Genomic DNA, 23,747 nt, shown 5'->3' on the forward strand with positions numbered 1-23,747 from the left:
GGTCGTCTCAGACTGCCTCGGGGCCCTGTTTTCCGGTACGGACCTGGTAGGCGTCGTCGACGGGGAGCACGAAGATCTTCCCGTCGCCTTTCTCACCGGTGTGTGCGCCCTCTGCGATCGCGTCGACGACGTCCTCGGCGGGGATGTCCGCGACGACTGTCTCGATTTTGACCTTCTGGTGGAGGTCGACGACGTACTCCTCGCCGCGCCACTGTCCCTTCTTCGCCGGCTGGGAGCCGCGGCCGGAGACGTTCGTCACTGTCAGTGACGGCGCGCCGATCTCCGCCAGCGCCTTCTTCACGTCGCCGAGTTTGTCCGGTCGAACCATTGCCACTACCATCTTGATTTCGGTGTCGTCAGTCATTTGTTGGAACCTCCGTCAGTGCGAATCGATTCGCTCACGCTGCCGCCGTCGGCGACGACGCTGTCGCCGCTGCCGAATTCGGGGTAGGTCTCGACGCCGTGTTCGCTGACGTCCAGCCCTTCCTGTTCGTGTTCGGGCGTGACCCGGGCCTGTCCGACGGCCTTGAGGACGAACCAGACCGCGGCCGTCGCAACGACCGTCCAGGCCGTGATTGCCACGACGCCGATCAGCTGTGCGATGAACGCGTTCACGACCGAGCCGACCGAGCTCGACGTGGCGACGAACGGGAACAGCAGGGTCCCGAGCACGCCGGCGCTCCCGTGGACCGGGAAGACGGCACAGACGTCGTCGATCTTCAGGCGCTTCTCGACGAAGCCGAAGACGACGGGGAGCTGCGCGCCGGCGAGGCCGCCGACGACGAACGCGCCCCACCACGTGGTGGTGTCCGGGATGGCCGTGATGCCGACGAGGCCGGCCAGCAGTCCGTTCGCGACGTACAGCGTGTCGACCTTGCCGGTCTTCGCCCACGCGGCGAGTCCGGCACCGATCGCACCACAGGCCATCGCGATCGTGGTGGTCATAGCCACACGGCCCACGGTGCTAAAGGCACCGAGCGCGAGCGTGCCTTCCTCGGTCACCGTGAAGACGGTCGCCGCGGTGCCGACGTTGAAGCCGTACCAGCCGAACGCGAGGACGAGCGTCCCGAGCACGGCGAAGGTCAGCGAGTGACCGGGGATGACGTTGACGCTGCCGTCATCGTTGTACCGGCCCATACGCGGCCCGAGGACGTACGCGGCGGTCAGGCCGGCGATGCCGCCCATCCCGTGGACGATCATGCCGCCCGCGAAGTCGTGGAACGACTCGCCGCCGAAGCTGATGTACGCGCCGGCCCACGTGATCCCGGTGACGACCGGGTAGATGACCGCGGCCAGCAGGATCGTGTACGTGATGTACGCGCGGAGCTTCGCGCGACCGGCCACCGCCCCCGAGACGATGGTCGCGGCCGTCATCGCGAAGACGGCGCCGAACAGCCAGCCGACGTAGTCGTTGGCCGCCGACGCGCCGAAGGCGGGCGCGAACCCGCTCCCACCCACCAGCGACGAGACGCCGGACCCGATGAGGAAGAACAGCGTCACCCCGACCGACCAGGTCAGGAGGTTCTTCGTCAGCTGGTTCGCGACGTTCTTCGAGCGCACCTGCCCCGCCTCGAGCATGGCGAAGCCCGCGTGCATGAAGAAGATCAGGAACGTTACCACCAGGACCCACAGTAGGTTGACCCCCTCTGCGAGTACCGTCGGATCGACTTGTAGCGCTGCGTAGCTCATTTCTAGTTCACCTGTTTCGTTTTCTTACTGAATCGGTTTTGCACGTCCAACTTTTCCCCACTTTTGCTCAACTTCTTCAACTCTTTCACGGGAGATGGTCTGGTAACACCACTACATAAGGTTTGCCTTTATAGACCCGGATATTAGAGGGGGTTCGGTAGACGACCGTCCAAATTATGGTATGATATTATGGATATAAGGTTGTTCTCCGTCAAGAAACTGAGCACCTGACAACTCGCATTTTGGACGAATGTCGAGCGCAGTTTCGCCTCGAAGCACCCAAATGGGCCGATTTCGCTTGCGCGCGCTCCGCTTGGCGGGTGTTGCCAGCGGCGTCAGGATTATGACGACAGGTGCAAGAACACGACTCGAACAAATGTTCGAAGGAAACTGGATACATAATTCAAAACAAGTGGATTATATCGTCAAATCGGAACAAATCTGCGCGATACGCCTCTGATCATGGAACCCGAACACGAGCCGTCGGTCCCCGAGCAGTCGTCGGCCGTGACCGAGGAACGGGCCGTCGCGAACGCACAGGGCGCGCTGGACGTCGTCCTCGCGGCCTCCACGACCGTCGACGACCAGCTCGCGCGGATCGACGACCGGGCGACGGAGCAGGCGACCGACGCCGACTGGATCGCCGACGAGATGGGATCGCTCTCGGCCACCATCGAGGAGATCGCGGCGACCGCGACCGAGGTCAGCGAGCAGAGCCAGCGAGCGACGGAGGCGGCCTCGGAGGGGCAGGCGGCCGCCGCGGACGCCATCGAGACGATGGAGTCCGTCCGCGAGGTCGGCGAGGCGGTCGCCGACGAGGTGGCGGAACTCCGGGAGCGCGTGGATCAGATCGCCGACGCGCTGGCCGGGATCGACCGCATCGCCGACCAGACGAACATGCTGGCGCTGAACGCTTCCATCGAGGCCGCGCGCGCCGGCGAGGACGCCGACGGGTTCGCCGTCGTCGCCGACGAGATCAAGGCGCTCGCCGAGGAGTCCCAGCAGCAGGCCGACGAGATCGACGCGACGCTGTCAGCGGTCAGGAGTGCCACAGACGACACCGTCGAGCAACTGGAGGCGGCCGTCGACGGTATCGACACTGGGGCTGAGCAGGTCACAACGGCGATGTCTCGCCTCGACGACGTAGCCGACACCGTCACGGAGACGGCCGACGGCATCGCGTCCGTCTCGGACGCGACCGACGAACAGGCCGCCACCAGCGAGGCGGTCGCCGAGCGGTGCGAGACGGTCGCTGAGCGGGCCACCGCAATCGACGACGACCTCGATTCGATCCGCGAGGCCCGCTCCGAACAGACCGAGATGCTCGGCGAGATCGACGACGTGCTCGCCGCGGCCGACGCCGACCGACTGGCGAAACTGGCCGACGCGCCGACGCTCTCGACCGGCGTCGACGGGCTCGACGACCTCTGTGGCGGCGGCCTCGTCGAGGGCGGCCAGTGCGTGCTTCGCTACGACGAGGGGGCCGAGATCGACGGGCTTCTCGCGCAGTTGTGTGCCACGACCGTGGCGTCGGGTCGGGCGGTGTCGCTGACGCCGACGCCGACGCTCGGCCGCTCGACGCTCTCGGCCGCGTTCGCCGCGACCGACCGCTCGCTGGACGACGCGCTCGCGCGTGACGACCTGTTCGTCCTCGACATGTTCGGGACCTGGGACGGCGGCCGCAACGTCTTCCACCTCGACCGCACGCCGCTCGCGGCGGCCAACGAGCGGACGGTCGAACGGCGCGACGCCCCGCTGCTCGTCGTCGGCAACGTCCGGGGCGAGATCGAGACGATGGGCGAACAGGCGGCCAGGGAGGCCAGATACGAGAACGACGACGGCGTCTTCGAGGCCACCGACACCGTGTGCAACGTCGTCGGCGACGCCGTCCCGACCACGCTGGCGGCGTTCTACGAGGGCGCGGCCGATCAGGCGCTCACGCTGTCGGCAGCGGACGGCAGCCAGTCCGTGACGCTCACGACGTCGCCGCGCGGCGAGGTCGGGGTCCGCCAGCCCGTCTCGCGCCTGTCGTCTCCGCCGTTCCTCCGCGTCACACGGGACTGATGTTCCACCTCGACGAGGACGACCGGTTGGCGCTCGCGACAGAAGAATTCACGACACTGCTGGGGACGACGCCCGAGGCTATCGCGGGGACGCCGGTCGAGGCGCTCGTCTCCGAGGCGGACCGCGACGGCCTGCGCGACGCCATCGCGGCCGTCAGGGACGCCGACGACCGGACGACGCGGCGCTGTTCGCTGACGTTCACTGGCGACGACGCGCCCGTTCCGGCGACGGTCGAGTGCGCCGCCGTCGGTGATGTCGTCGTCGGCTCGGTCTGCCGGACGGTCGAGCCGGGCGACCGGTTCGAGCACCTCTTCGAACTGATTCAGGACGCGGTCGTCGCCTTCGAGATGATCGACGGCGTGCCGGTCGTCCGGGCGGTTAACCCCGCGTTCGTCGACACCTTCGGCTACGACCGCGCCGACATCGTCGGCGAACCGCTCAACGACTACATCGTCCCCGACGGCCGCGTCGAGGAGGCCGTCGACTACGACCAGCGGACCGCCGCCGGCGAGATCAACTACGCCATCGTCGCCCGCAAGACCGTCGACGGACGGCGCGAGTTCATCTACCGCGGCATCCCGTACGACTCGGCCGACGGCCGCCGGTACGGGTTCGCCATCTACACAGACGTCACCGAGAGCAGGCGACAGCAGCGACGACTCCGCGTCCTCCACCGGGTGTTGCGCCACAACCTCCGCAACGACCTCTCGGTCGTGTTCGGCATGGGCGAGTACGTCCGCTCGAACGCGCTGGCCGAACCGGTCTCGGACGCGGCCGAGCGGGCGCTCGACGCGGCGGAGCGCCTCGCAGCCGTCAGCGAGAAGGCCCGGAACGTCGAGAACGCGCTCGACGGCTCGGCTGAGCGGTCGGTCGACGCCGCGTCGCTGGCCCGGACGATTACGGACGGCTACGGCGCGGACGCGGCCATCGAGGCCGACCTGCCGGAGACCCTGCCGGTCGCCGGCGGCACGGCGGTCTACGACGCCCTCGACAACCTCGTGGAGAACGCCGTCGAGCACACGCCGGACGGAACGCCGGTCCGCGTCACCGCCGACCGGGACGGCGGGGAGGCCCACCTCCGCGTCGCGGACCGCGGGCCAGGCATCCCGGCCGGCGAGCGGGCCGTCGTCTTCGAGGACGCGGACATCACGAACCTCCAGCACGGGAGCGGCCTCGGCATCTGGCTCGCCCGCTGGGTCGCCGAAGCTGCCGGCGGCGGCATCGCGTACGACCGGACCGACGGCTGGACGACCGTCACGCTCCGCCTCCCGCTGTCCGACGACGACAACGTGCTCGTCCCGACCGAGCCGTCGGGGGCGGTGGAGTCGAGCGAAGACTGAGTCTCACCGTCTGAGCGCTGCCGTCAGCGCGATTGCCCCGAGAACGACGCTCGCCAGCGCCAGCGGCGGCAGCCGGGGCACGTCCACCCGAAAGAGCAGCGCCGTCACCGCGACGGCCACGCCGACCAGCGCCGTCGTTCCGGCGACGTGTGCGGACTCGACGGTGACGCTCGGCCCGGTCCCGAGGTCGTCGCGGAGGTCGACCGCCGCGTGCCCGAAGGTCCAGGCCAGCACCGTCCCGCCGCCGCCGACCAGCACCGTCGTCGCCGACGCGCCCTGGAGTGCGGCGACGAGCACTCCGAGGAACAGCGCCGCACCGGCGAGGTCGATCAGTCGGCCAGAGCGAACCGCGAGGCCGCCGCCGAGCACGACGACGGCGGCGACGCCCGCGGCGGTCGCGGCGGTTCCGACACCGGCGACGAACAGCGTCGCGACGCCCGCCAGCACCGCCGCGCCGCCGCAGACCAGTCCGGTCCGGGTCGTCACCGGCCGTCCCTCCAGGCCCGCTCGGTGACGCGGCGGAGCGCCTCGTCCGGCCCCCAGTCGTGGACGGCGAGTCCGGCGGCCCGGAGCCGTCGCAATCGCTCGCTCCGTTCGAGTCGGGCGAGCCGGTGGCCCGCCGTGTCCGTCGCCGTGGGATCGGGGCTGACGACCGTCACGGGGTGGCCGTGTGCGGCCAGCCGTCGGGCGAACGCCGCCGCGTCGTCGTCACACAGCGGGCTCAGGAACACGACGTTCGCCGCTTTCGGGAGCCGTGCGAGTACCCCGTCGCCGTCCGGCGGGCGTCCGTCCGGTGTGGCGGCGAACGCGCGGTCGGTGCGGAGCAGGTCGCGGGCCCGGCGGCGGTGGGCCGCGGTGGTTCCGGGGTCGAGCCACGCCCGCTGTGGCGAGTATGCGGCGACGCCGACCGCGTGGCCGTCCTCGGGAAGCCCCTCGACGAGGGCGACGGCGGCCGCGGTCGACCGCTCGACGGCCGTCTCGGCGTCGGGGCGCGGGGCGACGGCGGCCGCGGCGCGGGCGTCGACCACGACCACTACCGTCGCGGACTGCTCGCGGCGGAACTCGACCGTCGACAGGTCGCCGGTCTTCGCATAGCGGTTCCAGTCGACGCGCGAGAGCGGGTCGCTCGAACGGTGTTCCCTGACGGCGTAGAACGAGACGCCCTCGCCGCCCTCGTCGATCGGAACCGCGCCGGGTCGCCGTGCCACCGCCGGCACGAGCGGCAACAGGGCCGACCCGGCCGGCCGCTCCCAGGTGACGGCGTCGGGTTCGACCGCGACGCGCGTGCGGCGGGCGACCACGCCGACCACGTCCCGGACGACGACGGTTGCCGGCTCGAACACGCAGCGGTCGGTCCCCCCGGTCATCTCGTAGGTCACCGTCGCCTCGGCCCCCGGCCGTAGCGCCGTCCCGAGCGAGGCCGACCCCTCGACCACGCGGGCGGTGTCGGGGACGCCGTCGGCGACCCGCAGGTCGGGAATCGTCCGGTCGCCGTCGTTGCGAACGGTGAGCGCGACGCTCACTCGCTCGCCCAGTGAGGGTTCCGGCGGCGTGACCGAGCGCCGGACGGTCACGTCGGCCGCCGGCGGGACGGCCAGCCGGTCGTACGCGCCGAGCGTGACGCCGAGGCCGCCCAGCAGGACGAGCGCGGGCACCCGTGCCAGCAGGCCCACGCCGACGGCCACCAGCGCGGCCCCGGCCAGCCCGAACCACCGCCCGGTCCGCTGGACCCCCTCGCTCATCGCTCGGTCCGCCGGAGGAGTTCGGCGGTGGCCAGCGCGACTCGCCGCCGGAACGGTCGCGTGCCGGAGAGCCATCCGGACAGCCGGTCGGCGAGCGTGATCGGCGTCCCGTCGAACAACGCTCGCGCGCCTTCGGTGTCCGTCCACGTTCCGTCGGCGAGCGCGTCGCGCGCCGCCGACGGCGACAGCCCCTCGCGTTCGAGCGCGGCGACCGCGACGGCCTCGGTCCGCCGCCGGATGGACTCCTGGCCCTCCCCAGCGGCCAGCGCGTCGTCGACCGCGTCGCCCGGGACCGCGACGAACTGGCTGTCGGTGTCCGGGAGGCGCGGGCCGCGCTCGCCGTCGAGCGAGCGCACCAGGAGCGCGAGGACGGCGACGGCCACGGCGAAGACGGCCACCGCGAGCAGCGGGAGCGTCGAGACGGCCCCCGCGGGCAACAGCGGCGCGCCGACGACGGCGAGTCCGACCCCGAGCGCGGTCGCGCCGAGACCGACAGCCAGCGGGACGGTCCGGACCGTCACAGGTCGTCCTCCACGCCACCGTCGCTCTCTGTCGCCCGGTCGAGTGCCTCGCGAGCGCGGGCCTCCGTCTCGGAATCCGGCGTCTCGGTACCGTAGCGGACCCGCTCGAACAGGTCTCTGAGTGCGTCCACCGCGTCGGGGTCCGCGCCGGCCGTCGCCGCGTCCGCGGCCACGTCCCGCGGGGTCGACGCGCCGTCGGGAGTGACCTGCGATTCGAGGGTCGCCCAGGCCCGGTACACGTCGTTGGTCAGCGGCACGTCGACGTCCCGCGCGGTCCGGGATGGCACCGCGGCTTCGGCGGCCGTCGCCGTCGATGTCGGCGTCTCGCCGCTCGTCTCGTCGACCGTCTGCCCGTCGCCGGCGAACCGCCACAGGGCGACCACGGCGGCGGCGACGACGGCGATGACACCGCCGACGGCGGGTGCGGGGACGCTCGGGAGCAGTGCGCGAGCGCCGCCCTCTGCGGACGGCGGGTCGATGCCGCCGGGCGGGTCTTCGAGACGCCGCTCGCCGGTGTTCTCGATGTCGCCGTCGTCCGGCGACAGCTCGGCGTCGTCGCGGCCCACCGCCGCGTCGATGCTCGCCGCGCCGACGCTGAACGACAGCAGGGCGACCGCGGCGACGACCGCCACGAGGAGGGACTGTCGCTGCATACCGGCAGTCCGCCCGTGGCGCATGAATAGGTTGGGGCGCTGTCGCGTTCGCGCGACCGACGGCGGTCCGTCAGAGCCGGTCGGCCAGGTCCTCGGCGAAGTACGTCAGAATCAGGTCCGCGCCGGCACGCTTGATGGACAGCAGCGACTCGTAGGCGACAGATTCGAGGTCGAGCCACCCCTTCTCGGCGGCCGCGTGGAGCATCGCGTACTCGCCGGAGACGTTGTAGGCGGCGACGGGGTGGTCGGTGGAGTCACGCACGTCTTTGACCACGTCGAGGTACGGCAGGGCGGGCTTGACCATCAGCACGTCCGCGCCCTGCTCCACGTCGAGAGCGACCTCGCGGCGCGCCTCGCGGGCGTTCGCGGGATCCATCTGGTAGTGGCGGCGGTCGCCGAAGGCCGGCGCGCCGTCGGCGGCGTCCCGGAACGGCCCGTAGAACGCCGACTCGTACTTCGCGGCGTAGCTCATGATCGGCACGTCGTCGAAGCCGTCGGCGTCGAGCCCCTCCCGGATCGCGGCGACCATCCCGTCGATCATGCCCGAGGGCGCGACCATGTCGGCCCCGGCGGCCGCGTGACTCGTCGCGATCCGCTTCAGCAGTTCGAGCGTCTCGTCGTTGCGCACCGTCAGCCGGGGGTCGTCCTCGGCGTCGGCTTCGAGGACGCCGCAGTGGCCGTGGTCGGTGTACTCACAGAGGCACACGTCCGTGATGACGTACGCGTCCGTCTCCTCCGTGATGCGGCGGGTCGCCGCCTGCACGACGCCGTCCTCGGCCCAGGCGCGGGTACCCTTCGGGTCCTTCGACTCGGGGACGCCGAACAGCATCACGGCCTCGACGCCGGTCTCGCGGACCTCCTCGACGCGCTCGACCGCCTGGTCGACGGGGACGCGCTCGTGGCCCGGCATCGTCTCGATGGGGACGCGCTCGTCGGTCGTCGCGTCGACGAACACCGGGGCGATGAGGTCCGCCGCCGAGAGGTCCGTCTCGCGCACCAGCGGGCGCACGCCGTCGGTCCGCAGGCGGCGCGGGCGCTGTGTCAGATCCATACCAACGGGTCGGGCCGTCCGGGGCATGAACCCACCGCTTGCGGCGGCGACTGTGCCGTCGACGGCTCAGGACGCCAGTTCGGCCCAGTCGGTGACCGGGTCGTCGCGGGTGCCGCCGACGAGGATCAGACCCACCGCGACCCCGACGACCGCGTACGCTACCGCGTCGGTTTCGATGGTGACGGCCGACAGGAACTGGACGCTGAAAGCGGCCGACAGTACGAGAAAGCCGGCCGCCGTCCACGGCGCGTCGGAGGCGAGGGCGACGAGACAGCACCAGCCGGCGAATCCGGTCATCGCCGCGCCAGCGATCGTCGAAGTCGGGACACTGGCTATCGCCGGCGGCTCGAACACGCCGACGAGAGCGAGGAAGGCGATGACGGGGACCCCGACGGCGGCGAACAGGCGGGACAGGGAGGGAGCCATCGTCGGTAGTACTCCTGTCTTCTGAATGAACGTTTCGCCGCCGCCGGTAGTCGGATTACGGCCGCGCTGAGCGTTTTGGAACTGTTCTGAAAGACTGTCGGACTCCCGACGATGGTAGTAGTGTTTACGTAGTAGAATGTACTACTCTACTGTATGGCTACCTCCGTGAAGATAGACGAAGACACGAAAGACCGCCTCGAACGATTACGGGCGGAGATAAAGCTCGAAACCGGCGAGAACGTCACGCAGCAGGAACTCCTCGACCGAATCGTCGAACGCGAGTTCGAGTCGAGAGACGACCTCATCGACTCGTTTAGAGACGAGTGGGACGGTCTCTCCGACACGGAGACTAAGCGATTGCTCGCCGAGACTGCCGGGTCGGGAAAACCCGTGACGGAGTCCGAAATCGACGACGTGCTGTACGGTGCGGAGTCGGCGGACGAGTGACTGTTTTCGTCGATACCGGTGTGTTCTACGCACAGCACGACGAAGACACGAGCCGGCACGCTGCCGCCCACCGCGCGATGAAAGCGATAGCTGGCGGTCGATTCGGGAGACCGATGACTAGCGATTACGTCTACGACGAGACGGTGACGTTAACGCTGTCTCGGTTTACAGACTCGTCCGAGGCGACGACCGTTAGCAATCGCATCCTCGGCCGAGCTGACTTTCCGGAAATGGCGACGCTACTCTTTCTCGAACGCGCGCAGTTCTTCGACGCCATCGATATCCGAACGCAATACGAGGACCAGTCGCTGAGTTTCACCGACGCGACGACGGTCGCACTCGTGAACGAATACGACATCGACCACGTTCTGTCGTTCGACGACGATTTCGACGGCATCGTGAACCGTCTCGATCCAGCTACCCTCTAACGTTCTTCGACCGTCTCGATCCGCTCGCGGAGCCACGCCGCGGCCTCGGTGACGGCGGCCGCGTCCTCGCCGGTCACCTTCACTCGACCCGGTGCGTCGGCCTTGCGGGGGTAGCTCCCGACGGCGACGCCGAACCGCTCGCGAGCTTCGGTGACGCGGCCGACAAGCGCGCCCTCGGGCGCGGGCGTGTGAAGCGTCTCCGTCGTCCGGTCGCCGTCGAAGTCGTCGGCGACGGTCTCGTACATCGCTTTCAGTTCCTCGGGGATGCCAGGCATGACGTACACGCCGTCGACCACGCAGCCGGCGGCGAAGCTCTCGTCGGTCAGCAGAGGCTGGCCGCCCTCGGGGACCGACGCCCAGGCGTCCAGATCGAGGTCCATGTCGTAGCGGTCGACCACCTCCGGGTTGTCCGCGGCGAAGCGTTCGGCCTTCGCTTCGAGGTGCGCCCGAACCGAGTCGGGGACGACGAGGTCGCGGTCGAACGCCTGCGCCACGCCCGCTTTCGTCACGTCGTCGGGCGTCCCGCCGATGCCGCCGGTCACGATGACCGCGTCGAACGCGTCGCGGTACCGGGCCACGGCGTCGGCGATGACCGCCTCGTCGTCGGGCACGGTCAGGACGCGGGCGACCGTCGCGCCCGCCGTGGTGAGTCGTCGCCCGAGCCACGAGGCGTTCGTGTTCTCCGTGTCCCCGGCGAGCAGTTCGTCGCCGACGGTGACCAGTGCGACGTTCATATCTGCGTCAGGGAGCCGACGACCGTAAGATCCCGGGTCAGTCGTCACTCCTCGGACAACTCGGACTCGAGTGTCTCGACCCGGCGTTCGAGTTCGGAAATGCGCTTCTCGTAGCCGCGCTTGCCGTCGAGAAAGTTATAGATGAGTATCATGCCGGCGGCCGGCAGTCCGACGTACATCGCCAGTACCACGATCATGACGACGAGTTCCGTTGCGCCGGGCAGTCCCAGGGTCGAGAGGAGGGCCATAGTGGTCGTTTTCGTTTCACCCACTTGGACATTCGGCTCGGCGCAGTCAGGCTCCCGCTTCACCGACCGCTTCCGCCAGCAGTTCCGTCACGCCGACGATCTCGATGTCGTCCTCGTAGCCGCCGGTCTTGCGGCCGTCCTCGTACATCGTCATGCACATCGGGCAGGCGACGACGAACTTCTCGACGGCGTCGCCGGCCTCGGTGTCTTCCAGGGCCTCGCGCAGGCGCTCCTCGCTCGGCTTGGTCTCCTCCTCGAAGTCCATCCAGAGACCGCCCCCGCCCCCGCCACAGCAGAAGGAGTCGGCGCGGTTGCGCGGCATCTCGTGGAGGGTCGCGCCGGTCGCCCGCACGAGGTCTCGTGGGGCCTCGAACACGTCGTTGTACCGCCCGAGGTGACAGGGGTCGTGGTACGTGACGGTGTAGTCGAGTTCGGTGCCGGCGAGGCCGAGCGCCCCCGACTCCGCGAGGTCCGCGACGACCTGCGTGTAGTGGAACACGTCGGCTCCGTCCCACTCGCAGGCCTCGAACTCGGGGTACTCGTTGGCGAACGTGTTGTAGGCGTGGGGGTCCGTGGTCACGATGGACTCGTACTCGCAGTCCTGGATGGCGGCGGCGTTGTCCTCGACGAGCATCTCGTAGAGGCCCTCCTCGCCGACGCGGCGCACGTCGTTGCCGTCGGTCTGCTCGGCCTCGTAGAGGATGCCGTAGTCCACGCCGGCGGCCTCGAACACCGTGGCGAGCGCGCGGGCGACTCGCTGGTTTCGCTCGTCGTAGCTCGGGTAGTCGCCGACGTACCAGAGGTACTCGACGGACTCCTCGCGGGCGTCGGGCACCTCGAAGTCCAGGGCCTCGGTCCAGTCGGGGCGCTTGCGCTCGGGGTCGCCGAAGGTGTTGCCGTGCTGGAAGACGTTCATCATCGCGTCCTGGACGTGTTCGTCCATCTCGCCGGCCTCGGTGAGGCGGCGGTTCATCTCGGTGAACTGCGTGACGTGCTCGATGTCCACCGGGCAGGCGTCCATGCAGGCCATGCAGGACATGCAGGACTCCATGGTGTGGGCGTCGATGACGCTGGTCCCGCCGTCCGCGACGATGGGCACGTCCTCGCCGCCGGCGTCTCGCTGCTCGCGGTAGCGTTTCAGGTCGAGGATGACGTTGCGCGGGTCGAGCGGTCGACCCGCCTCCTTCGCGGGGCAGACCGACGAACAGCGGCCGCATTTCGTGCAGGCGTCGTGGTCGAGCAGTTGTTTCCAGGAGAAATCGTCGATGTCGCTGGGGCCGATGTCCTCGGGGGCGGCGTCGCTCGGCACGCCCGGCAGTCGAACGCCCGCCTTCTCGTCGCGGGCGACGAGGTTGGCAAAGGACGAGAGCATGTGGAACGGCTTGGCGTACGGAATCCAGGCGACGAACCACAGCGCCACGAGCGCGTGGCTCCACCAGACGAACGGGTAGGCAGCGGCGGCCTGCTCGGCACTCACACCGGCCAGCACCAGCACGTCCTTGACGAACCAGCCGACGAAGCTCACCGTCTCGAAGGACACGTCGCGGACCGTGGACGTGCCGAGGATGCGGACGCCCTCGGTGAGATAGCCGCCGACGCCCAGGACGAACAGCGCGCCGAGAAAGAGGTCGTCCTCGCGGGAGGTGTGGCGGTCGTGGAGCCGTTCCATCCGGCGACCGTAGCGACGCCACAGCGCCACGCCGACGCCGACGACGAACAGCAGCCCCATCGCGTCCATCACGAACGAGTAGGAGAGGTAAAAGCGCCCGACGAAGAAGGACTCGCCGGTCAGCGGCCGGTAGAGGTCCATGTCGATGCCAAGTATCGTCGTGCCGATGAGTAGCGTCAGAAAGCCCCAGACGACGAAGGCGTGCATCACGCCGGCGACGGCGTCGCGGTCCAGTTGCTTGCGGTTCGAGAGCGCGAGCCGCGCAGCCGCGAGCGTCCGGCCGGGCAGGTCGTCGAGGCGCTCGATCGGGTCGTCGCTCCCCTGCGCGTAGCGGGTAACCCTCGCGTACACCCCGTAGAAGAAGACCAGCAGGGCGAGCGCCGCGAGATAGTAGAAGAGGGCCTTCCCCACGGACCCGATGCGCCAGAACGTGGGCCGCGTGGTCGCCTGGAGTGCCATTGACATACGGTAACACGCGGTTGGCGAGCGCTTAAAGCTTGGCACGACCCCGTCCCGTCTTGCGGGAATTTAGCAACTGTTGAAAGTTTCACGCACTTTCAGTTGCCCGTCCGACAGATATTTGTTCACAGGGACGTAGGTTGTGGTTCGATGGACGAGAAGACCGAAGAGCTCCGTGACATCTTCATGGACGTCGCCGAGGACGGGTCCGTCACGGAGTCACAGGAGGCGTCGAGGGGGTCTCTCACCGACACCGACGAGGCCAGCGTCGCGGAGCGCCTCGGCGCGGTCGTCTCGCGGATGCGCGAGCGCTACGCCTTCGAGACCGACCTCGACGACGAGACGCTGGTCACCGTCGTCCGTCGGTTCTACGAGGGGAGCGACGACGCGGCCATCGCCGACGAACTCGGCGTCGACGAGTCCGCCGTCATCGAGGCCCGCCTCGACCTGCACCTCGTCCGCGAGGAAGACACCGAAGCGCCGTTCGATCTCGCCGCGTTCCGCCGCCGCGTGGCCGACGCGGACCCGACCATCGCCGAACTCGCAGAGCGGTTCGACGTCGACGAGTCCTGGGCCGCCCACTACCGCCGCGTCGTCGGCGCACAGGACGCCGCCCGCCGGGTATCCCACCGCTTCCAGAGCGAGTTCGAGGACGTGCTCACCGACGCCGGGCTGTCGACCCAGCACGCCGCGTCCGTCCGCGAGGACGGCCTCGACGAGGCCACGGAGGACATCGACTCGCTGGACTCCGACGCCGACGTGTCGATGTGACGATAGCCGTCTCTCTCACCTCGCCTCAGACAGACGAACGTTTTTGACCGAAAACGGGCCCAGCGAGGGCCATGTCCACCCACACGTTTCGGGACCTGGAGACGGCCGCCTACTGCCCGCGGAAGCTCTACTACCGGCGGCGCGACGGCGCGAGCGAGATCCCCGACGAAATCGGGGCGGTACGCCGTCTCGCCACCGAGTACGAGCGGCTGCTGACCGACGACGCCGCCCTGCTCGCCGCGCCCATCGAGGTCGGTCCCGACGAGTACAGGGGCCGACTCCGGGCGCTGCGGGACCGACTCACCGACTGGGACGCGCTGGTCGCGCCCGCCGACACGAACGCCTATCTCGAGGGGAGAGACGCCCGCGGCATCGCTCACAAGCTCGTCGCCGGCGCTGACGGCACCGTCCCGGCGCTTTCGTTCGCCGGACGGCCGCCCGAGAACGGCGTCTGGGAGCCCCAGACCGTCCGGCTCGTCGCCGCGGCGAAGGCGCTGTCCTGGGAGCGCGAGCGCGAGGTTTCACACGCCTACGCCGAGTACCCGGCCTACGGCGTGGTCCGCAGAATCGACGTGAACGCGCGCCGGACCGGCGTCTACCGGCGGGCGGTTCGGACCGCCGACAGCATCGACGGCCCGCCGGGGCGGGTCCGCAACGACGCCAAGTGCGAGCCCTGCGAGTTCCGGGAGAACTGCGGTGTCAGGACGCGGTCGCTGCGGTCGATGCTTCGCTGACGGTCCGTGCGACGTCCGGCCGTCACTGGCGGTCCGCCAGCCACGCCTCGATCTCGTCCGCCATCGCACCCCGTCGGTGGATCGTCCCCGCGCGCACGTCCACGACGGTCGAGCCCGTCCCGCCCGTCTCGCCGCCGTCCAGCACCACGTCGGCACGCTCGGCGATGGCGTCGAGGTCGTCGACGGTCCGCGCGCTCGGCTTCCCGGAGACGTTGGCGCTGGTCGCCGTCAGCGGCCCGGTCTCGGCCAGCAACTCGAGCGCCATCTCGTGGTCGGGGACGCGGATGCCGACGCGGTCGCGGCCGGCGACCAGCACGTCCGGCACCGACTCCCGGCCCTCGACGACGACGGTGACCGGGCCGGGGAGGAACGCGCGCATGAACGCCAGTTCGCGCTCGGTCGGGCGGGTGTACTCCCGGGCCGTCTCGACGTCCGGGACCGCCATCGAGATCGGTTCGTCACGGTCGCGGCCCTTCGCGGCGAAGACGCCCTCGACGGCGTGGGCGTCCAGCGCGTCCGCCCCGAGGCCGTACACCGTCTCCGTCGGGTAGACGACGAGGCCGCCCTCGCGGACGGCCGCCGCGGCGTCTGCGATCGACGCCATGGTCAGAGCTGCGCCTCGACGTCGTCGTAGTCGGGGAAGTCGGGCCACTCTTCGGCGACCCAGGCGTACTCGACGGTCCGGTCGCCGTCGAGGACGAACACCGCCGGCCGCGGCTCTTCGAGGCCGGCCATCCCGTCGAGGTCCATGTCGATGCCGTACTCGCGGGCGACGCCGTTGCCCGGGTCCGAGAACAGCCGGTAGTCGCCAGCGATGTCGCGCTCGTCGAGCAGTCGCTTGTGGGCGTACGGCGTCGAGATGGCGCAGCCGACGACGGTGGCGTCCTCGTGCCAGCCGCGGTCGCGGATCTCGTTCCAGACGTACGTGGCCGGGAACGCCCCGTCCATCGCGTGGAAGACGAGCACCACGCGGTCGCTGTCGGCACACAGCGACGCCAGCGACTCGTCTTCCCAGTACTCGTCGTTCACGAGCGGGCGGGTGAAATCGGGGGCCGTGTCGCCTTCCTCGGGGTGGTCCGCCGGGCCGAGGTCGACAACGTCGAAATCGAGGTCCATCAGGCCGCACCTCCCTCGTCGCCCTGCCCGTACGTCTGATCGAGGTACTCGACGATGTTGGCGCTCTCGGACATCGTCACGCCCGTCTCCTCGTCGACGATGGCCGGGACGGTCCGCTTGCCGGTGAGGCGCTTGACCACGTCCCGCTCGGAGTGCATCGGCTCGACGAACCGTGAGCGGTAGTCCAGGCCGTGGGCGTCCAGTTTCCGAACGACGCGCTCGCAGAACGGACACGCCTGCAGCCGGTACAGCGTGATTGTCGGGTCGCTCATGCGGCGACGCTACGCGCGAACGCCGTGTAAGGCCTTCGACGGCGGTGTGTCCATGACAAGTCTTAATCCCCGTGCATCACAACTTCGACCGTTGATGTCCCTGGACCCACCTGTGCCGTTCGAGTTATCTCCAGCGACGCTGCAAGCGATCGACGTCGTCGGCGTCCCAGTTCCCCAAAGCGCGGTCCTCTTCGGCGGTATCGCCACGATCGTGGCCCTCATCGTTCTCTCGGCGTTCTTCTCGTCCTCGGAAATCGCGATGTTCTCGCTACCCGCCCACCGGACCGAGGCGCTCGTCGAGGACGGCGTCAAGGGCGCGAAGACGCTCAAGGGCCTCAAGAGCGACCCGCACCGCCTGCTCGTCACCATCCTCGTCGGGAACAACCTCGTCAACATCGCCATGTCCTCCATCGCGACGGGACTGCTGGCGATGTACGTCGAGAGCCAGGGCGCGGCGGTCGCCATCGCCACGTTCGGCATCACCGCCATCGTCCTGCTGTTCGGCGAGAGCGCCCCGAAGAGCTACGCGGTCGAGAACACCGAGTCCTGGGCGCTCACTATCGCCCGCCCGCTCCGCCTCGCGGAGCGGGTCCTGCTGCCGCTCATCCTCCTGTTCGACTACCTCACCCGCGTCGTCAACAAGATCACCGGCGGCCGGTCGGCTATCGAGACCTCCTACGTCACCCGCGAGGAGATTCAGGACATCATCGAGACCGGCGAGCGCGAGGGCGTGCTGGACGAGGAGGAAAGGGAGATGCTCCAGCGCACGCTGCGGTTCAACGACACCATCGCCAAGGAGGTGATGACCCCGCGACTCGACATGACCGCCGTCGCGAAGGAGTCCTCGATCGAGGAGGCCCTGGAGACCTGTATCCAGAGCGGCCACGCCCGCATCCCCGTCTACGAGGGGAGCCTGGACAACGTCATCGGGATCATCCACATCCGCGACCTCGTCCGCGACCTCAACTACGGCGAGGCGCTGGCCCGGGACATGGACTTGGAGGACCTCATCGAACCGACGCTGCACGTCCCCGAGTCCAAGAACGTCGACGACCTGCTGACGGAGATGCGCAAAGAGCGCATGCACATGGTCATCGTCATCGACGAGTTCGGGACGACCGAGGGGCTGGTGACGATGGAGGACCTGACCGAGGAGATCGTCGGCGAGATCCTCGAGGGCGAGGAGGAAGAGCCCATCGAGTACGTCGACGACGACACCGTGACCGTCAAAGGCGAGGTCAACATCGAGGAGGTCAACGAGGCGCTGGACCTCGAACTCCCCGAGGGCGAGGAGTTCGAGACCATCGCTGGCTTCATCTTCAACCGCGCCGGCCGCCTCGTCGAAGAGGGCGAGACCATCACCTACGACGGCGTCGAGATCCGCGTCGAGCAGGTCGAGAACACGCGCATCATGAAGGCCCGCGTCGTCCGCCTCGACCAGGACGCGGAGGACGCCGAGGTCACGACGGAGTAGCGAGCCGACACGCGTAGGTCACTATTTTCGGCCGTAGGTCACACGCGTCGCGAGGTCGTCGAGCCGTCGCTTGACACCGCCGAGCCACGCCGCCGGCGAGACGGCGCGGGCCTCGCCCTCGTCCACTTCGATGCGAGCCTCGCCGAAGGCGTCCCGCTCGTCGCCGTCCGCCGTCGCGTCGACGACCGTCGACATGCTACAGCGGCCACAGGATTCGGCGTCGTCGTTCATGCGACTGAGTACCACGCCCAGCCTCACAAACGTGTCGGTCGCGTCGGACGGACAGAACGGTAGGCTCATTGCGGGGAGGGGACAAGCCGGGCGTAGATGGTCGCGACGAGTGTCCTCGTGACGCTAGTTATCGCTTCAGTCGCGAGCCTGTTCATGGCATGGGCCATCGGTGCGGGGTCGTCGGGCTCGACACCCTTCGCGCCGGCGGTCGGCGCGAACGCGATCTCGGTCATGCGCGCGGGCTTTCTCGTCGGCATCCTCGGCCTGGCCGGAGCCGTGTTACAGGGCGCGAACGTCACCGAGACCGTCGGGAGCGGGCTCGTCGTCTTCCCGAGCGGTGGCGGCCTGTCGGCGGTGGCCGCCATCATCGCGCTCCTGACCGCGGCCGTGCTGGTCGCCATCGGCATCTTCACCGGCTACCCCATCGCGACCGCGTTCACCGTCACCGGCGCGGTCGTCGGCGTCGGCCTGGCCATGGGCGGCGAACCCGCGACGGCGAAGTACGTCGAGATCGTCTCGCTGTGGGTGGCCGTTCCCTTCGTCGGGGGCGGGATGGCCTTCGCCGTCGCCTGGCTGTTGCGCCACGAGGCCACCGAGGAGGGGCGGCTCGTCCCCCTGTTGGCCGGCGTCGTCGGCGCGATTCTCGCCAACGTCGAGTTCGTCCTGCTGGCACCCGGTGACGAACAGGCCTCGGTGGCGCGAGCGATCGCGCGCTCGCTCGACGCGCCGCCGCTCCCGACGACCGCGGCGATAACGCTGGGCTGTGGCGCGGTCGCGGCGGCCCTGCTCTATCGGGACGTGCGGGCCGACGAGGCCGCCGGGCAGCGCCACTTCCTGCTCGTGCTGGGCGGCCTCGTCGCCTTCTCGGCCGGCGGCAGTCAGGTCGGCCTCGCGCTCGGCCCGCTGCTCCCCCTGCTCGGGACCGGGCCCACGGCGGCGATTCCGATCACCGGCGTCCTGCTGTTCGGGGGCGTCGGCCTCCTGATCGGCTCCTGGACCGGCGCGCCGCGGATGATCAAGGCGCTGGCACAGGACTACTCCTCGCTCGGCCCGCGCCGGTCCATCGCGGCGCTCATCCCCAGTTTCGTCATCGCCCAGACCGCCGTGTTCTTCGGCATCCCCGTCTCGTTCAACGAGATCATCGTCTCGGCCATCGTCGGTTCCGGAGCGGCCGCCGGCGGCGGCGAGGTCAGCCGCGAGAAGATGGGCAAGACGGTGCTGGCGTGGGCCGGGTCGCTGGCGCTCGCGTTCGGGCTGAGCTACGGCGTGTTTGCCGCCGTCTCGCTCCTCCGCTAGCGCAGGACGAGCAGATAGGTCAGCGTCGCGACGACGAGCGTGGCGAGAACGAGGTTCGTCGTCGTGTTTCGGATCAGCCCGAAAAACGACAGGCCCCACAGCGCGACTGCACTGAACGCGAGCGACAGCAGGAGGTCGAGCGCGAGCAACACGCGGATGTCCCCGTCGGATGCCATGTGCGAACACGTGCGTGCTGTCGCAATATATATCCGGATCGTTGGGCTTTTATCCGCCCGCGGCAAGACCAGTTCGATGAATGTCACGAACAGGCACGGAACGCCGGTCGACCCGGTCCCGTTTCTCGTCGTCGCGCTGTCCGGTATTCTCCTGAGCTACGTCTTTCTGCCGTCGTACCTGGTCTACCTCGGCGCGCCACTCACAGCGGCGCTCGCGGCCACGACGGTCGTCGCCGCGGGGACTGTTGCCGGCGCGTTCCACCGCTACTGCTGGACGGTCCGGCCGGCGGTGCGCGGCGAGGTCCCCGCGGCGCTGCGCTTTCAGCGACTCGTCTACGGGACCGCGGTGATCGGCGCGCTGCTGGTCCTGCTGGCGCTCCCGCTGTTGCTGTAGGTACGCCGCGGCGTCACACGGCCGCCGGTGCCCCCACAGTCATTACCCAGGGCCGTCAGGGAGTCGTATGCGCACGGTCGAGGAATCGACGTTCGTTCTCGCGTCCGCGGTCCGGGTGGAGACGTTTCTCACGCCCGAGACCGTCGTCGAAGCGGAGGGCACGTTCGCGGTGGTCGACGTCGCCGGGGACCCGCCCGTCGTGACCGCGCGGGCGAGCGGCATGACCGCGACCTTCGCCTTCGAGGAGCGGTCAGACGGGTACGAGTACACTCAGCAGGGATCGGCCGGGCCGTTCGAGGCGATGGAGACCACGCTGACCTGGACGGGCGGCGACGACGGCACGACCGTCACCGCTCGGTCGTCGGTGAGCCTCGGCCTGCCGCTCGCGGCCCTGACCGACCGCGTGGCGGCCTGGAAGCGCCGCGGCGAACTCAAACGCCTGCTCGGCCGCATCGAGGCCGAGTTCGAGTAGCCGGCCCAGTGGTCGCACCGTCCGCTCACCCGGACAGGTCGTCGGCAGTGCTGACGTGCAGCCCGACGAACTGCCAGTCCCGCGCCTCGCCGGTGGTTTCGAGCGTCCCGCTCCAGCGCGTGTCGTAGGCGTGGCGCGTCCCCGTCTCCGCGTCGGTCCAGCACAGTCGCACGTCGTCGCTGAACCACGCGTACCCGTCCCGCTCGGTCACGCGGAGTGCGTGGCCGTCGACGGTCCAGTCAGCCGTCGTCTCGGTCTGCTCCCGCAGACCCGCGCGGACGGCCTCGGTCCCGACCAGTCGCTCCGAGATGCCGAACTTGACGACCTCGCGGTCGCCGTCGTCGGCGAAGAAGGGCCCGAGTGGGTCGCCGGCCCGGAGCGCCGCGTAGTACGCCTCGACGGCCTCTGTCGCGTTCATAGTCGGCCGTACGCCCTGCGGCCCCTTCACTGGCCACGACCGGCGGCCCCGAGCACCGCGCCCCCGACCCGCAATCCTTACGCCGCGGACGACCCCACGGACGCGTATGACAGAGGCGACGGGCATCGTGGGGGAGTTCCTCTCGCTCAAGGAGGAGACCGACGCGGACCTGCTGACGATGCAGTGTGGCGACTTCTACGAGTTCTTCGGCGACGACGCCGAGACCGTCGCCGACGAGCTCGACCTGACGGTGAGCCAGAAGTCCTCGCACGGCTCGTCGTACCCGATGGCCGGCGTCCCGGTCGACGACCTGACGCCGTACGTCTCCGCGCTGGTCGAGCGGGGCTACCGCGTCGCCGTCGCCGACCAGCACGAGACGGCCGACGGTCACGCTCGCGAAATCACGCGCGTCGTCACGCCGGGGACCCACCTGGAGACGGGCGACGAGTCCGCCCAGCACCTCGCGGCGGTCGTCCGGGAGTTGGGACGCGGCGACGGCGACACCTACGGTATCGCGGTCGCTGACGTGACGACTGGCCAGTTCCAGGTGACGCAACTGGACGACGCCGACGGGGGCGCGGCGCTGACGGAACTCTACACCTTCGCGCCCGCGGAGGTGCTCCCCGGGCCGGACCTCCGGAACGACGACGACTTCCTCGCCCGCCTGCGCGAGCGGACCGACGCGGCGCTGACGCTGCACGACGCGGAGTCGTTCGCGCCGGGGCGGGCGAGTCACGCCGTCCGCGAGCAGTTCGGCGGCGAGGCGGTCGACAGCGTGGGCGTCGGCGAACAGGACGCCGCGGTCCGGGCCGCCGGCGCGGTGCTGTCCTACGTCGAGGAGACCGGCGTCGGGACGCTCGCGGCGATCACCCGGTTGCAGACTTACGGCGCGCGGGAGTACGTCGACCTCGACGCGACGACCCAGCGCAACCTCGAACTCACGGAGACGATGCAGGGCGACCGCTCGGGGTCGCTGTTCGACACCCTCGACCACACGGTCACCGCCGCCGGTGGGCGACTGCTCCGGCGCTGGCTCCAGCGGCCGCGGCGCGACCGCGGGGAACTGGCGCGCCGACAGTCCTGCGTCGCGGCGCTGACGGAGGGGGCGATGGCCCGCGAGCGGATCCGCGAGACGCTGTCGGACGCCTACGACCTCGAACGGCTGGCCTCGCGGGCCACGTCGGGCAGCGCCGATGCGCGGGACCTCCGGGCGGCCCAGGAGACGCTGGCGCTGCTGGGCCAGGTCTCCGACGCCGTGACCGAGACCGAGCGCCTCGCCGAGTCGCCGCTCGCCGACGCCGTCGCCGGAGCGGACCGCGCGGCGGCCGACGACCTCGCGGCGGCGCTCGACGACGCACTCGTCGACGACCCGCCGGGGACGGTGAAACAGGGCGGGCTGTTTCGGAAGGGCTACGACGACGACTTGGACGCCGTCATCGAGGAGCACGAGGCGGCCCTGGAGTGGCTGGACACGCTCCCGGAGCGCGAGAAGGAGCGCACGGGCATCACGCACCTCTCCGTCGACCGCAACAAGACCGACGGCTACTACATTCAGGTCGGCAAGAGCGAGACCGACGCCGTCCCCGACTCCTACCAGCACGTCAAGACCCTGAAGAACTCAAAGCGCTACACCATCCCCGACCTCGACGAGAAGGAGCGGGAGGTGCTGCGCCTGGAGGAGCGCCGTCACGACCTGGAGTACGAGCGGTTTCAGGCGCTCCGCGAGCGGGTGGCCGAGCGCGCGACGCTCCTGCAGGACGTTGGCCGAACGCTCGCGGAGGTCGACGCGCTGTCGTCGTTTGCCGTCCACGCCGTCGAGAACGACTGGACGCGCCCGGAGGTCCACGACGGACAGGCCCTCTCCATCGAGGCGGGCCGTCACCCAGTCGTCGAGCAGACGACCGAGTTCGTCCCGAACGACCTCTACATGGACGAGGACCGGCGCTTTCTCATCGTCACCGGGCCGAACATGAGCGGGAAGTCGACGTACATGCGACAGGCCGCGCTCGTGACGCTGCTGGCCCAGGTCGGCAGTTTCGTCCCGGCGCGGTCGGCGTCGGTCGGCCTCGTCGACGGCATCTACACCCGCGTCGGCGCGCTGGACGAACTCGCACAGGGCCGCTCGACGTTCATGGTCGAGATGCAGGAGCTGTCGAACATCCTCCACTCCGCGACCGACGAGTCGCTGGTCATCTTGGACGAGGTCGGCCGAGGGACCGCGACCTTCGACGGCATCTCCATCGCGTGGGCCGCGACGGAGTACATCGCCAACACCGTCCGGTCGAAGACGCTCTTTGCGACCCACTACCACGAACTGACGGCGCTGGGCGACGAGCTTCCCACCGTCGAGAACGTCCACGTCGCGGCCGACGAGACGGACGGGGACGTGACGTTCCTCCGGACGGTGCGAGACGGCCCGACCGACCGCTCCTACGGCGTCCACGTCGCCGATCTGGCGGGCGTTCCCGAGCCAGTCGTCGACCGTTCGCGAGAGGTACTCGACAGACTGCGCGAGGACGAGGCCATCGAGGTGCGTGGCGGCGACCGCGACGGCGGCGGGACGACCCAGGCCGTCTTCGATCTGAGTTCGGGGCAGTTCGCGAGCGGTGAGTCGGAGCCGACAGACGAGCCGGTGGCGACCGACGGGAGCCGCGAACGCGCTCCGGCGGACTCCTCGGCTGACGACGCGGACGGGCTCGGTCCCGAGGCCGAAGCCGTGCTGTCGGAACTGCGGGACCTGGACGTCAACGAGACGCCACCGGTCGAACTGCTGGCGAAAGTCCAGAACTGGCAGGACGACCTCGAAGACGCCTGACGGTCGCGACCGCGGCCGACGGCGCGCTTGGTGGTCACAGGTGTCGATTCCCTCCATCGTCAGGGTCGCCGCGCGGCCGACGGCGAATCCGTAGCCGCCCTTTTCTT

Annotated in this window: 28 protein-coding genes; 11 read left to right on the forward strand and 17 right to left on the reverse strand. The window is 69.6% G+C overall.

Features of this window, described 5'->3' with window-relative positions; genetic code table 11:
- Nucleotides 1–7: 7 nt before the first annotated feature.
- Together ACOZ4I_RS00050 and ACOZ4I_RS00055 are read right to left on the reverse strand one after the other, a co-directional pair.
- Nucleotides 8–364, reverse strand: a complete 357-nt coding sequence (locus ACOZ4I_RS00050) for a P-II family nitrogen regulator (protein ID WP_424001781.1) — start codon at nucleotides 362–364, stop codon at nucleotides 8–10.
- The gene (locus ACOZ4I_RS00055; RefSeq protein ID WP_424001783.1) at nucleotides 361–1,689 is read right to left on the reverse strand and encodes an ammonium transporter; all 1,329 of its coding nucleotides are present in this window, start codon (nucleotides 1,687–1,689) and stop codon (nucleotides 361–363) included. Before ACOZ4I_RS00055 ends, ACOZ4I_RS00050 begins: the two co-directional genes overlap by 4 nt.
- A 462-nt stretch (nucleotides 1,690–2,151) precedes the next feature.
- Between ACOZ4I_RS00055 and ACOZ4I_RS00060 the strand changes: the two genes are divergently transcribed.
- Both ACOZ4I_RS00060 and ACOZ4I_RS00065 read left to right on the forward strand, forming a co-directional pair.
- On the forward strand, nucleotides 2,152–3,753 hold the full coding sequence (locus ACOZ4I_RS00060) for a methyl-accepting chemotaxis protein (protein ID WP_424001785.1): 1,602 nt from the start codon (nucleotides 2,152–2,154) through the stop codon (nucleotides 3,751–3,753).
- Nucleotides 3,753–5,093: an ATP-binding protein gene (locus ACOZ4I_RS00065; protein WP_424001787.1), complete on the forward strand. Its 1,341-nt coding sequence runs from the start codon at nucleotides 3,753–3,755 to the stop codon at nucleotides 5,091–5,093. Before ACOZ4I_RS00060 ends, ACOZ4I_RS00065 begins: the two co-directional genes overlap by 1 nt.
- A gap of 3 nt (nucleotides 5,094–5,096) precedes the next feature.
- Here the strand turns inward: ACOZ4I_RS00065 and ACOZ4I_RS00070 are convergent, their stop codons facing one another.
- The 6 genes from ACOZ4I_RS00070 to ACOZ4I_RS00095 all read right to left on the reverse strand — a co-directional run bounded on the left by ACOZ4I_RS00070 (nucleotide 5,097) and on the right by ACOZ4I_RS00095 (nucleotide 9,486).
- Entirely contained in the window at nucleotides 5,097–5,579 is a 483-nt protein-coding gene (locus ACOZ4I_RS00070; RefSeq protein ID WP_424001790.1) for a DUF7519 family protein, read from the reverse strand.
- On the reverse strand, nucleotides 5,576–6,835 hold the full coding sequence (locus ACOZ4I_RS00075) for a DUF58 domain-containing protein (RefSeq protein ID WP_424001791.1): 1,260 nt from the start codon (nucleotides 6,833–6,835) through the stop codon (nucleotides 5,576–5,578). Before ACOZ4I_RS00075 ends, ACOZ4I_RS00070 begins: the two co-directional genes overlap by 4 nt.
- Nucleotides 6,832–7,356 carry a DUF7269 family protein gene (locus ACOZ4I_RS00080; RefSeq protein ID WP_424001793.1) on the reverse strand — a complete coding sequence of 175 codons (525 nt, stop codon included), beginning with the start codon at nucleotides 7,354–7,356 and terminating at the stop codon, nucleotides 6,832–6,834. The genes ACOZ4I_RS00075 and ACOZ4I_RS00080 overlap by 4 nt, the downstream gene beginning before the upstream one ends.
- Complete coding sequence (locus ACOZ4I_RS00085; RefSeq protein ID WP_424001795.1) at nucleotides 7,353–8,009, reverse strand: DUF4129 domain-containing protein; 657 nt, start codon at nucleotides 8,007–8,009, stop codon at nucleotides 7,353–7,355. Before ACOZ4I_RS00085 ends, ACOZ4I_RS00080 begins: the two co-directional genes overlap by 4 nt.
- Before the next feature lie 70 nt (nucleotides 8,010–8,079).
- On the reverse strand, nucleotides 8,080–9,060 hold the full coding sequence (gene hemB / locus ACOZ4I_RS00090; protein ID WP_424001797.1) for a porphobilinogen synthase: 981 nt from the start codon (nucleotides 9,058–9,060) through the stop codon (nucleotides 8,080–8,082).
- Nucleotides 9,061–9,126: 66 nt separating this feature from the next.
- A complete protein-coding gene (locus ACOZ4I_RS00095) occupies nucleotides 9,127–9,486 on the reverse strand; it encodes a hypothetical protein (protein WP_424001799.1) in 360 nt (119 codons plus the stop codon).
- 153 nt (nucleotides 9,487–9,639) lie between these two features.
- On the opposite strand from ACOZ4I_RS00095, the gene ACOZ4I_RS00100 reads away from it, so the two are divergent.
- Complete coding sequence (locus ACOZ4I_RS00100) at nucleotides 9,640–9,933, forward strand: hypothetical protein (protein WP_424001801.1); 294 nt, start codon at nucleotides 9,640–9,642, stop codon at nucleotides 9,931–9,933.
- A 20-nt stretch (nucleotides 9,934–9,953) separates the two neighbouring features.
- A complete protein-coding gene (locus tag ACOZ4I_RS00105) occupies nucleotides 9,954–10,361 on the forward strand; it encodes a type II toxin-antitoxin system VapC family toxin (RefSeq protein ID WP_424004834.1) in 408 nt (135 codons plus the stop codon).
- On the opposite strand, the gene ACOZ4I_RS00110 is transcribed toward ACOZ4I_RS00105, so the two are convergent.
- The 3 genes from ACOZ4I_RS00110 to ACOZ4I_RS00120 are packed head-to-tail and all read right to left on the reverse strand — an operon-like array spanning nucleotide 10,358 to nucleotide 13,477.
- Nucleotides 10,358–11,095: a competence/damage-inducible protein A gene (locus tag ACOZ4I_RS00110; protein WP_424001803.1), complete on the reverse strand. Its 738-nt coding sequence runs from the start codon at nucleotides 11,093–11,095 to the stop codon at nucleotides 10,358–10,360. The two genes, ACOZ4I_RS00105 and ACOZ4I_RS00110, sit on opposite strands and share 4 nt — an antisense overlap.
- A gap of 44 nt (nucleotides 11,096–11,139) precedes the next feature.
- Entirely contained in the window at nucleotides 11,140–11,343 is a 204-nt protein-coding gene (locus ACOZ4I_RS00115) for a hypothetical protein (RefSeq protein WP_424001805.1), read from the reverse strand.
- A 46-nt stretch (nucleotides 11,344–11,389) separates the two neighbouring features.
- Nucleotides 11,390–13,477 carry a (Fe-S)-binding protein gene (locus ACOZ4I_RS00120; protein ID WP_424001807.1) on the reverse strand — a complete coding sequence of 696 codons (2,088 nt, stop codon included), beginning with the start codon at nucleotides 13,475–13,477 and terminating at the stop codon, nucleotides 11,390–11,392.
- 144 nt (nucleotides 13,478–13,621) lie between these two features.
- On the opposite strand from ACOZ4I_RS00120, the gene ACOZ4I_RS00125 reads away from it, so the two are divergent.
- A complete protein-coding gene (locus ACOZ4I_RS00125; RefSeq protein ID WP_424001808.1) occupies nucleotides 13,622–14,242 on the forward strand; it encodes a conditioned medium-induced protein 4 in 621 nt (206 codons plus the stop codon).
- Between the two features lie 71 nt (nucleotides 14,243–14,313).
- Complete coding sequence (locus tag ACOZ4I_RS00130; protein ID WP_424001810.1) at nucleotides 14,314–14,976, forward strand: CRISPR-associated protein Cas4; 663 nt, start codon at nucleotides 14,314–14,316, stop codon at nucleotides 14,974–14,976.
- 22 nt (nucleotides 14,977–14,998) lie between these two features.
- Here the strand turns inward: ACOZ4I_RS00130 and ACOZ4I_RS00135 are convergent, their stop codons facing one another.
- From ACOZ4I_RS00135 to ACOZ4I_RS00145, 3 genes are read right to left on the reverse strand one after another with little or no spacing between them, the layout of a single operon-like run.
- Nucleotides 14,999–15,580, reverse strand: a complete 582-nt coding sequence (locus tag ACOZ4I_RS00135) for an L-threonylcarbamoyladenylate synthase (protein ID WP_424001812.1) — start codon at nucleotides 15,578–15,580, stop codon at nucleotides 14,999–15,001.
- 2 nt (nucleotides 15,581–15,582) lie between these two features.
- On the reverse strand, nucleotides 15,583–16,092 hold the full coding sequence (locus ACOZ4I_RS00140; RefSeq protein WP_424001814.1) for a redoxin domain-containing protein: 510 nt from the start codon (nucleotides 16,090–16,092) through the stop codon (nucleotides 15,583–15,585).
- Nucleotides 16,092–16,364, reverse strand: coding sequence for a glutaredoxin family protein (locus ACOZ4I_RS00145; protein WP_424001815.1), 273 nt, complete (start codon nucleotides 16,362–16,364; stop codon nucleotides 16,092–16,094). Before ACOZ4I_RS00145 ends, ACOZ4I_RS00140 begins: the two co-directional genes overlap by 1 nt.
- 94 nt (nucleotides 16,365–16,458) lie before the next feature.
- Between ACOZ4I_RS00145 and ACOZ4I_RS00150 the strand changes: the two genes are divergently transcribed.
- Complete coding sequence (locus ACOZ4I_RS00150) at nucleotides 16,459–17,838, forward strand: hemolysin family protein (RefSeq protein ID WP_424001817.1); 1,380 nt, start codon at nucleotides 16,459–16,461, stop codon at nucleotides 17,836–17,838.
- 21 nt (nucleotides 17,839–17,859) lie between these two features.
- On the opposite strand, the gene ACOZ4I_RS00155 is transcribed toward ACOZ4I_RS00150, so the two are convergent.
- On the reverse strand, nucleotides 17,860–18,069 hold the full coding sequence (locus ACOZ4I_RS00155) for a hypothetical protein (protein ID WP_424001819.1): 210 nt from the start codon (nucleotides 18,067–18,069) through the stop codon (nucleotides 17,860–17,862).
- 96 nt (nucleotides 18,070–18,165) lie between these two features.
- On the opposite strand from ACOZ4I_RS00155, the gene ACOZ4I_RS00160 reads away from it, so the two are divergent.
- A complete protein-coding gene (locus ACOZ4I_RS00160; RefSeq protein ID WP_424001821.1) occupies nucleotides 18,166–19,365 on the forward strand; it encodes an anion permease in 1,200 nt (399 codons plus the stop codon).
- Here the strand turns inward: ACOZ4I_RS00160 and ACOZ4I_RS00165 are convergent.
- The gene (locus ACOZ4I_RS00165) at nucleotides 19,362–19,541 is read right to left on the reverse strand and encodes a hypothetical protein (protein WP_424001823.1); all 180 of its coding nucleotides are present in this window, start codon (nucleotides 19,539–19,541) and stop codon (nucleotides 19,362–19,364) included. The genes ACOZ4I_RS00160 and ACOZ4I_RS00165 overlap by 4 nt on opposite strands.
- A gap of 76 nt (nucleotides 19,542–19,617) precedes the next feature.
- Between ACOZ4I_RS00165 and ACOZ4I_RS00170 the strand changes: the two genes are divergently transcribed.
- Nucleotides 19,618–19,935, forward strand: a complete 318-nt coding sequence (locus ACOZ4I_RS00170) for a hypothetical protein (RefSeq protein ID WP_424001825.1) — start codon at nucleotides 19,618–19,620, stop codon at nucleotides 19,933–19,935.
- A 67-nt stretch (nucleotides 19,936–20,002) separates the two neighbouring features.
- Nucleotides 20,003–20,407, forward strand: coding sequence for an SRPBCC family protein (locus tag ACOZ4I_RS00175; RefSeq protein WP_424001827.1), 405 nt, complete (start codon nucleotides 20,003–20,005; stop codon nucleotides 20,405–20,407).
- A 25-nt stretch (nucleotides 20,408–20,432) separates the two neighbouring features.
- On the opposite strand, the gene ACOZ4I_RS00180 is transcribed toward ACOZ4I_RS00175, so the two are convergent.
- A complete protein-coding gene (locus ACOZ4I_RS00180) occupies nucleotides 20,433–20,825 on the reverse strand; it encodes a nuclear transport factor 2 family protein (protein ID WP_424001829.1) in 393 nt (130 codons plus the stop codon).
- Between the two features lie 106 nt (nucleotides 20,826–20,931).
- Here ACOZ4I_RS00180 and mutS point away from each other — a divergent pair, with 106 nt between their 5' ends.
- Entirely contained in the window at nucleotides 20,932–23,640 is a 2,709-nt protein-coding gene (mutS, locus tag ACOZ4I_RS00185; RefSeq protein WP_424001831.1) for a DNA mismatch repair protein MutS, read from the forward strand.
- Nucleotides 23,641–23,747 lie beyond the last annotated feature (107 nt).

The sequence above is a fragment of the Haloarcula salina genome, assembly GCF_049603855.1.
Taxonomy (GTDB): domain Archaea; phylum Halobacteriota; class Halobacteria; order Halobacteriales; family Haloarculaceae; genus Haloarcula; species Haloarcula salina_A.

Bases quoted from the DNA above. Each gene is read 5' to 3' on its own strand.
- ACOZ4I_RS00100 (WP_424001801.1), top strand. From the start codon at position 9,640: ATGGCTACCTCCGTGAAGATAGACGAAGACACGAAAGACCGCCTCGAA.
- ACOZ4I_RS00170 (WP_424001825.1), top strand. From the start codon at position 19,618: ATGAATGTCACGAACAGGCACGGAACGCCGGTCGACCCGGTCCCGTTT.
- ACOZ4I_RS00115 (WP_424001805.1), bottom strand. From the start codon at position 11,343: ATGGCCCTCCTCTCGACCCTGGGACTGCCCGGCGCAACGGAACTCGTC.
- ACOZ4I_RS00165 (WP_424001823.1), bottom strand. From the start codon at position 19,541: ATGGCATCCGACGGGGACATCCGCGTGTTGCTCGCGCTCGACCTCCTG.
- ACOZ4I_RS00125 (WP_424001808.1), top strand. From the start codon at position 13,622: ATGGACGAGAAGACCGAAGAGCTCCGTGACATCTTCATGGACGTCGCC.
- ACOZ4I_RS00140 (WP_424001814.1), bottom strand. From the start codon at position 16,092: ATGGACCTCGATTTCGACGTTGTCGACCTCGGCCCGGCGGACCACCCC.
- ACOZ4I_RS00135 (WP_424001812.1), bottom strand. From the start codon at position 15,580: ATGGCGTCGATCGCAGACGCCGCGGCGGCCGTCCGCGAGGGCGGCCTC.
- ACOZ4I_RS00065 (WP_424001787.1), top strand. From the start codon at position 3,753: ATGTTCCACCTCGACGAGGACGACCGGTTGGCGCTCGCGACAGAAGAA.
- ACOZ4I_RS00150 (WP_424001817.1), top strand. From the start codon at position 16,459: ATGTCCCTGGACCCACCTGTGCCGTTCGAGTTATCTCCAGCGACGCTG.
- ACOZ4I_RS00160 (WP_424001821.1), top strand. From the start codon at position 18,166: ATGGTCGCGACGAGTGTCCTCGTGACGCTAGTTATCGCTTCAGTCGCG.
- ACOZ4I_RS00175 (WP_424001827.1), top strand. From the start codon at position 20,003: ATGCGCACGGTCGAGGAATCGACGTTCGTTCTCGCGTCCGCGGTCCGG.
- mutS (WP_424001831.1), top strand. From the start codon at position 20,932: ATGACAGAGGCGACGGGCATCGTGGGGGAGTTCCTCTCGCTCAAGGAG.
- hemB (WP_424001797.1), bottom strand. From the start codon at position 9,060: ATGGATCTGACACAGCGCCCGCGCCGCCTGCGGACCGACGGCGTGCGC.
- ACOZ4I_RS00095 (WP_424001799.1), bottom strand. From the start codon at position 9,486: ATGGCTCCCTCCCTGTCCCGCCTGTTCGCCGCCGTCGGGGTCCCCGTC.
- ACOZ4I_RS00075 (WP_424001791.1), bottom strand. From the start codon at position 6,835: ATGAGCGAGGGGGTCCAGCGGACCGGGCGGTGGTTCGGGCTGGCCGGG.
- ACOZ4I_RS00120 (WP_424001807.1), bottom strand. From the start codon at position 13,477: ATGTCAATGGCACTCCAGGCGACCACGCGGCCCACGTTCTGGCGCATC.
- ACOZ4I_RS00050 (WP_424001781.1), bottom strand. From the start codon at position 364: ATGACTGACGACACCGAAATCAAGATGGTAGTGGCAATGGTTCGACCG.
- ACOZ4I_RS00180 (WP_424001829.1), bottom strand. From the start codon at position 20,825: ATGAACGCGACAGAGGCCGTCGAGGCGTACTACGCGGCGCTCCGGGCC.
- ACOZ4I_RS00110 (WP_424001803.1), bottom strand. From the start codon at position 11,095: ATGAACGTCGCACTGGTCACCGTCGGCGACGAACTGCTCGCCGGGGAC.
- ACOZ4I_RS00085 (WP_424001795.1), bottom strand. From the start codon at position 8,009: ATGCAGCGACAGTCCCTCCTCGTGGCGGTCGTCGCCGCGGTCGCCCTG.
- ACOZ4I_RS00130 (WP_424001810.1), top strand. From the start codon at position 14,314: ATGTCCACCCACACGTTTCGGGACCTGGAGACGGCCGCCTACTGCCCG.
- ACOZ4I_RS00155 (WP_424001819.1), bottom strand. From the start codon at position 18,069: ATGAACGACGACGCCGAATCCTGTGGCCGCTGTAGCATGTCGACGGTC.
- ACOZ4I_RS00145 (WP_424001815.1), bottom strand. From the start codon at position 16,364: ATGAGCGACCCGACAATCACGCTGTACCGGCTGCAGGCGTGTCCGTTC.
- ACOZ4I_RS00055 (WP_424001783.1), bottom strand. From the start codon at position 1,689: ATGAGCTACGCAGCGCTACAAGTCGATCCGACGGTACTCGCAGAGGGG.
- ACOZ4I_RS00060 (WP_424001785.1), top strand. From the start codon at position 2,152: ATGGAACCCGAACACGAGCCGTCGGTCCCCGAGCAGTCGTCGGCCGTG.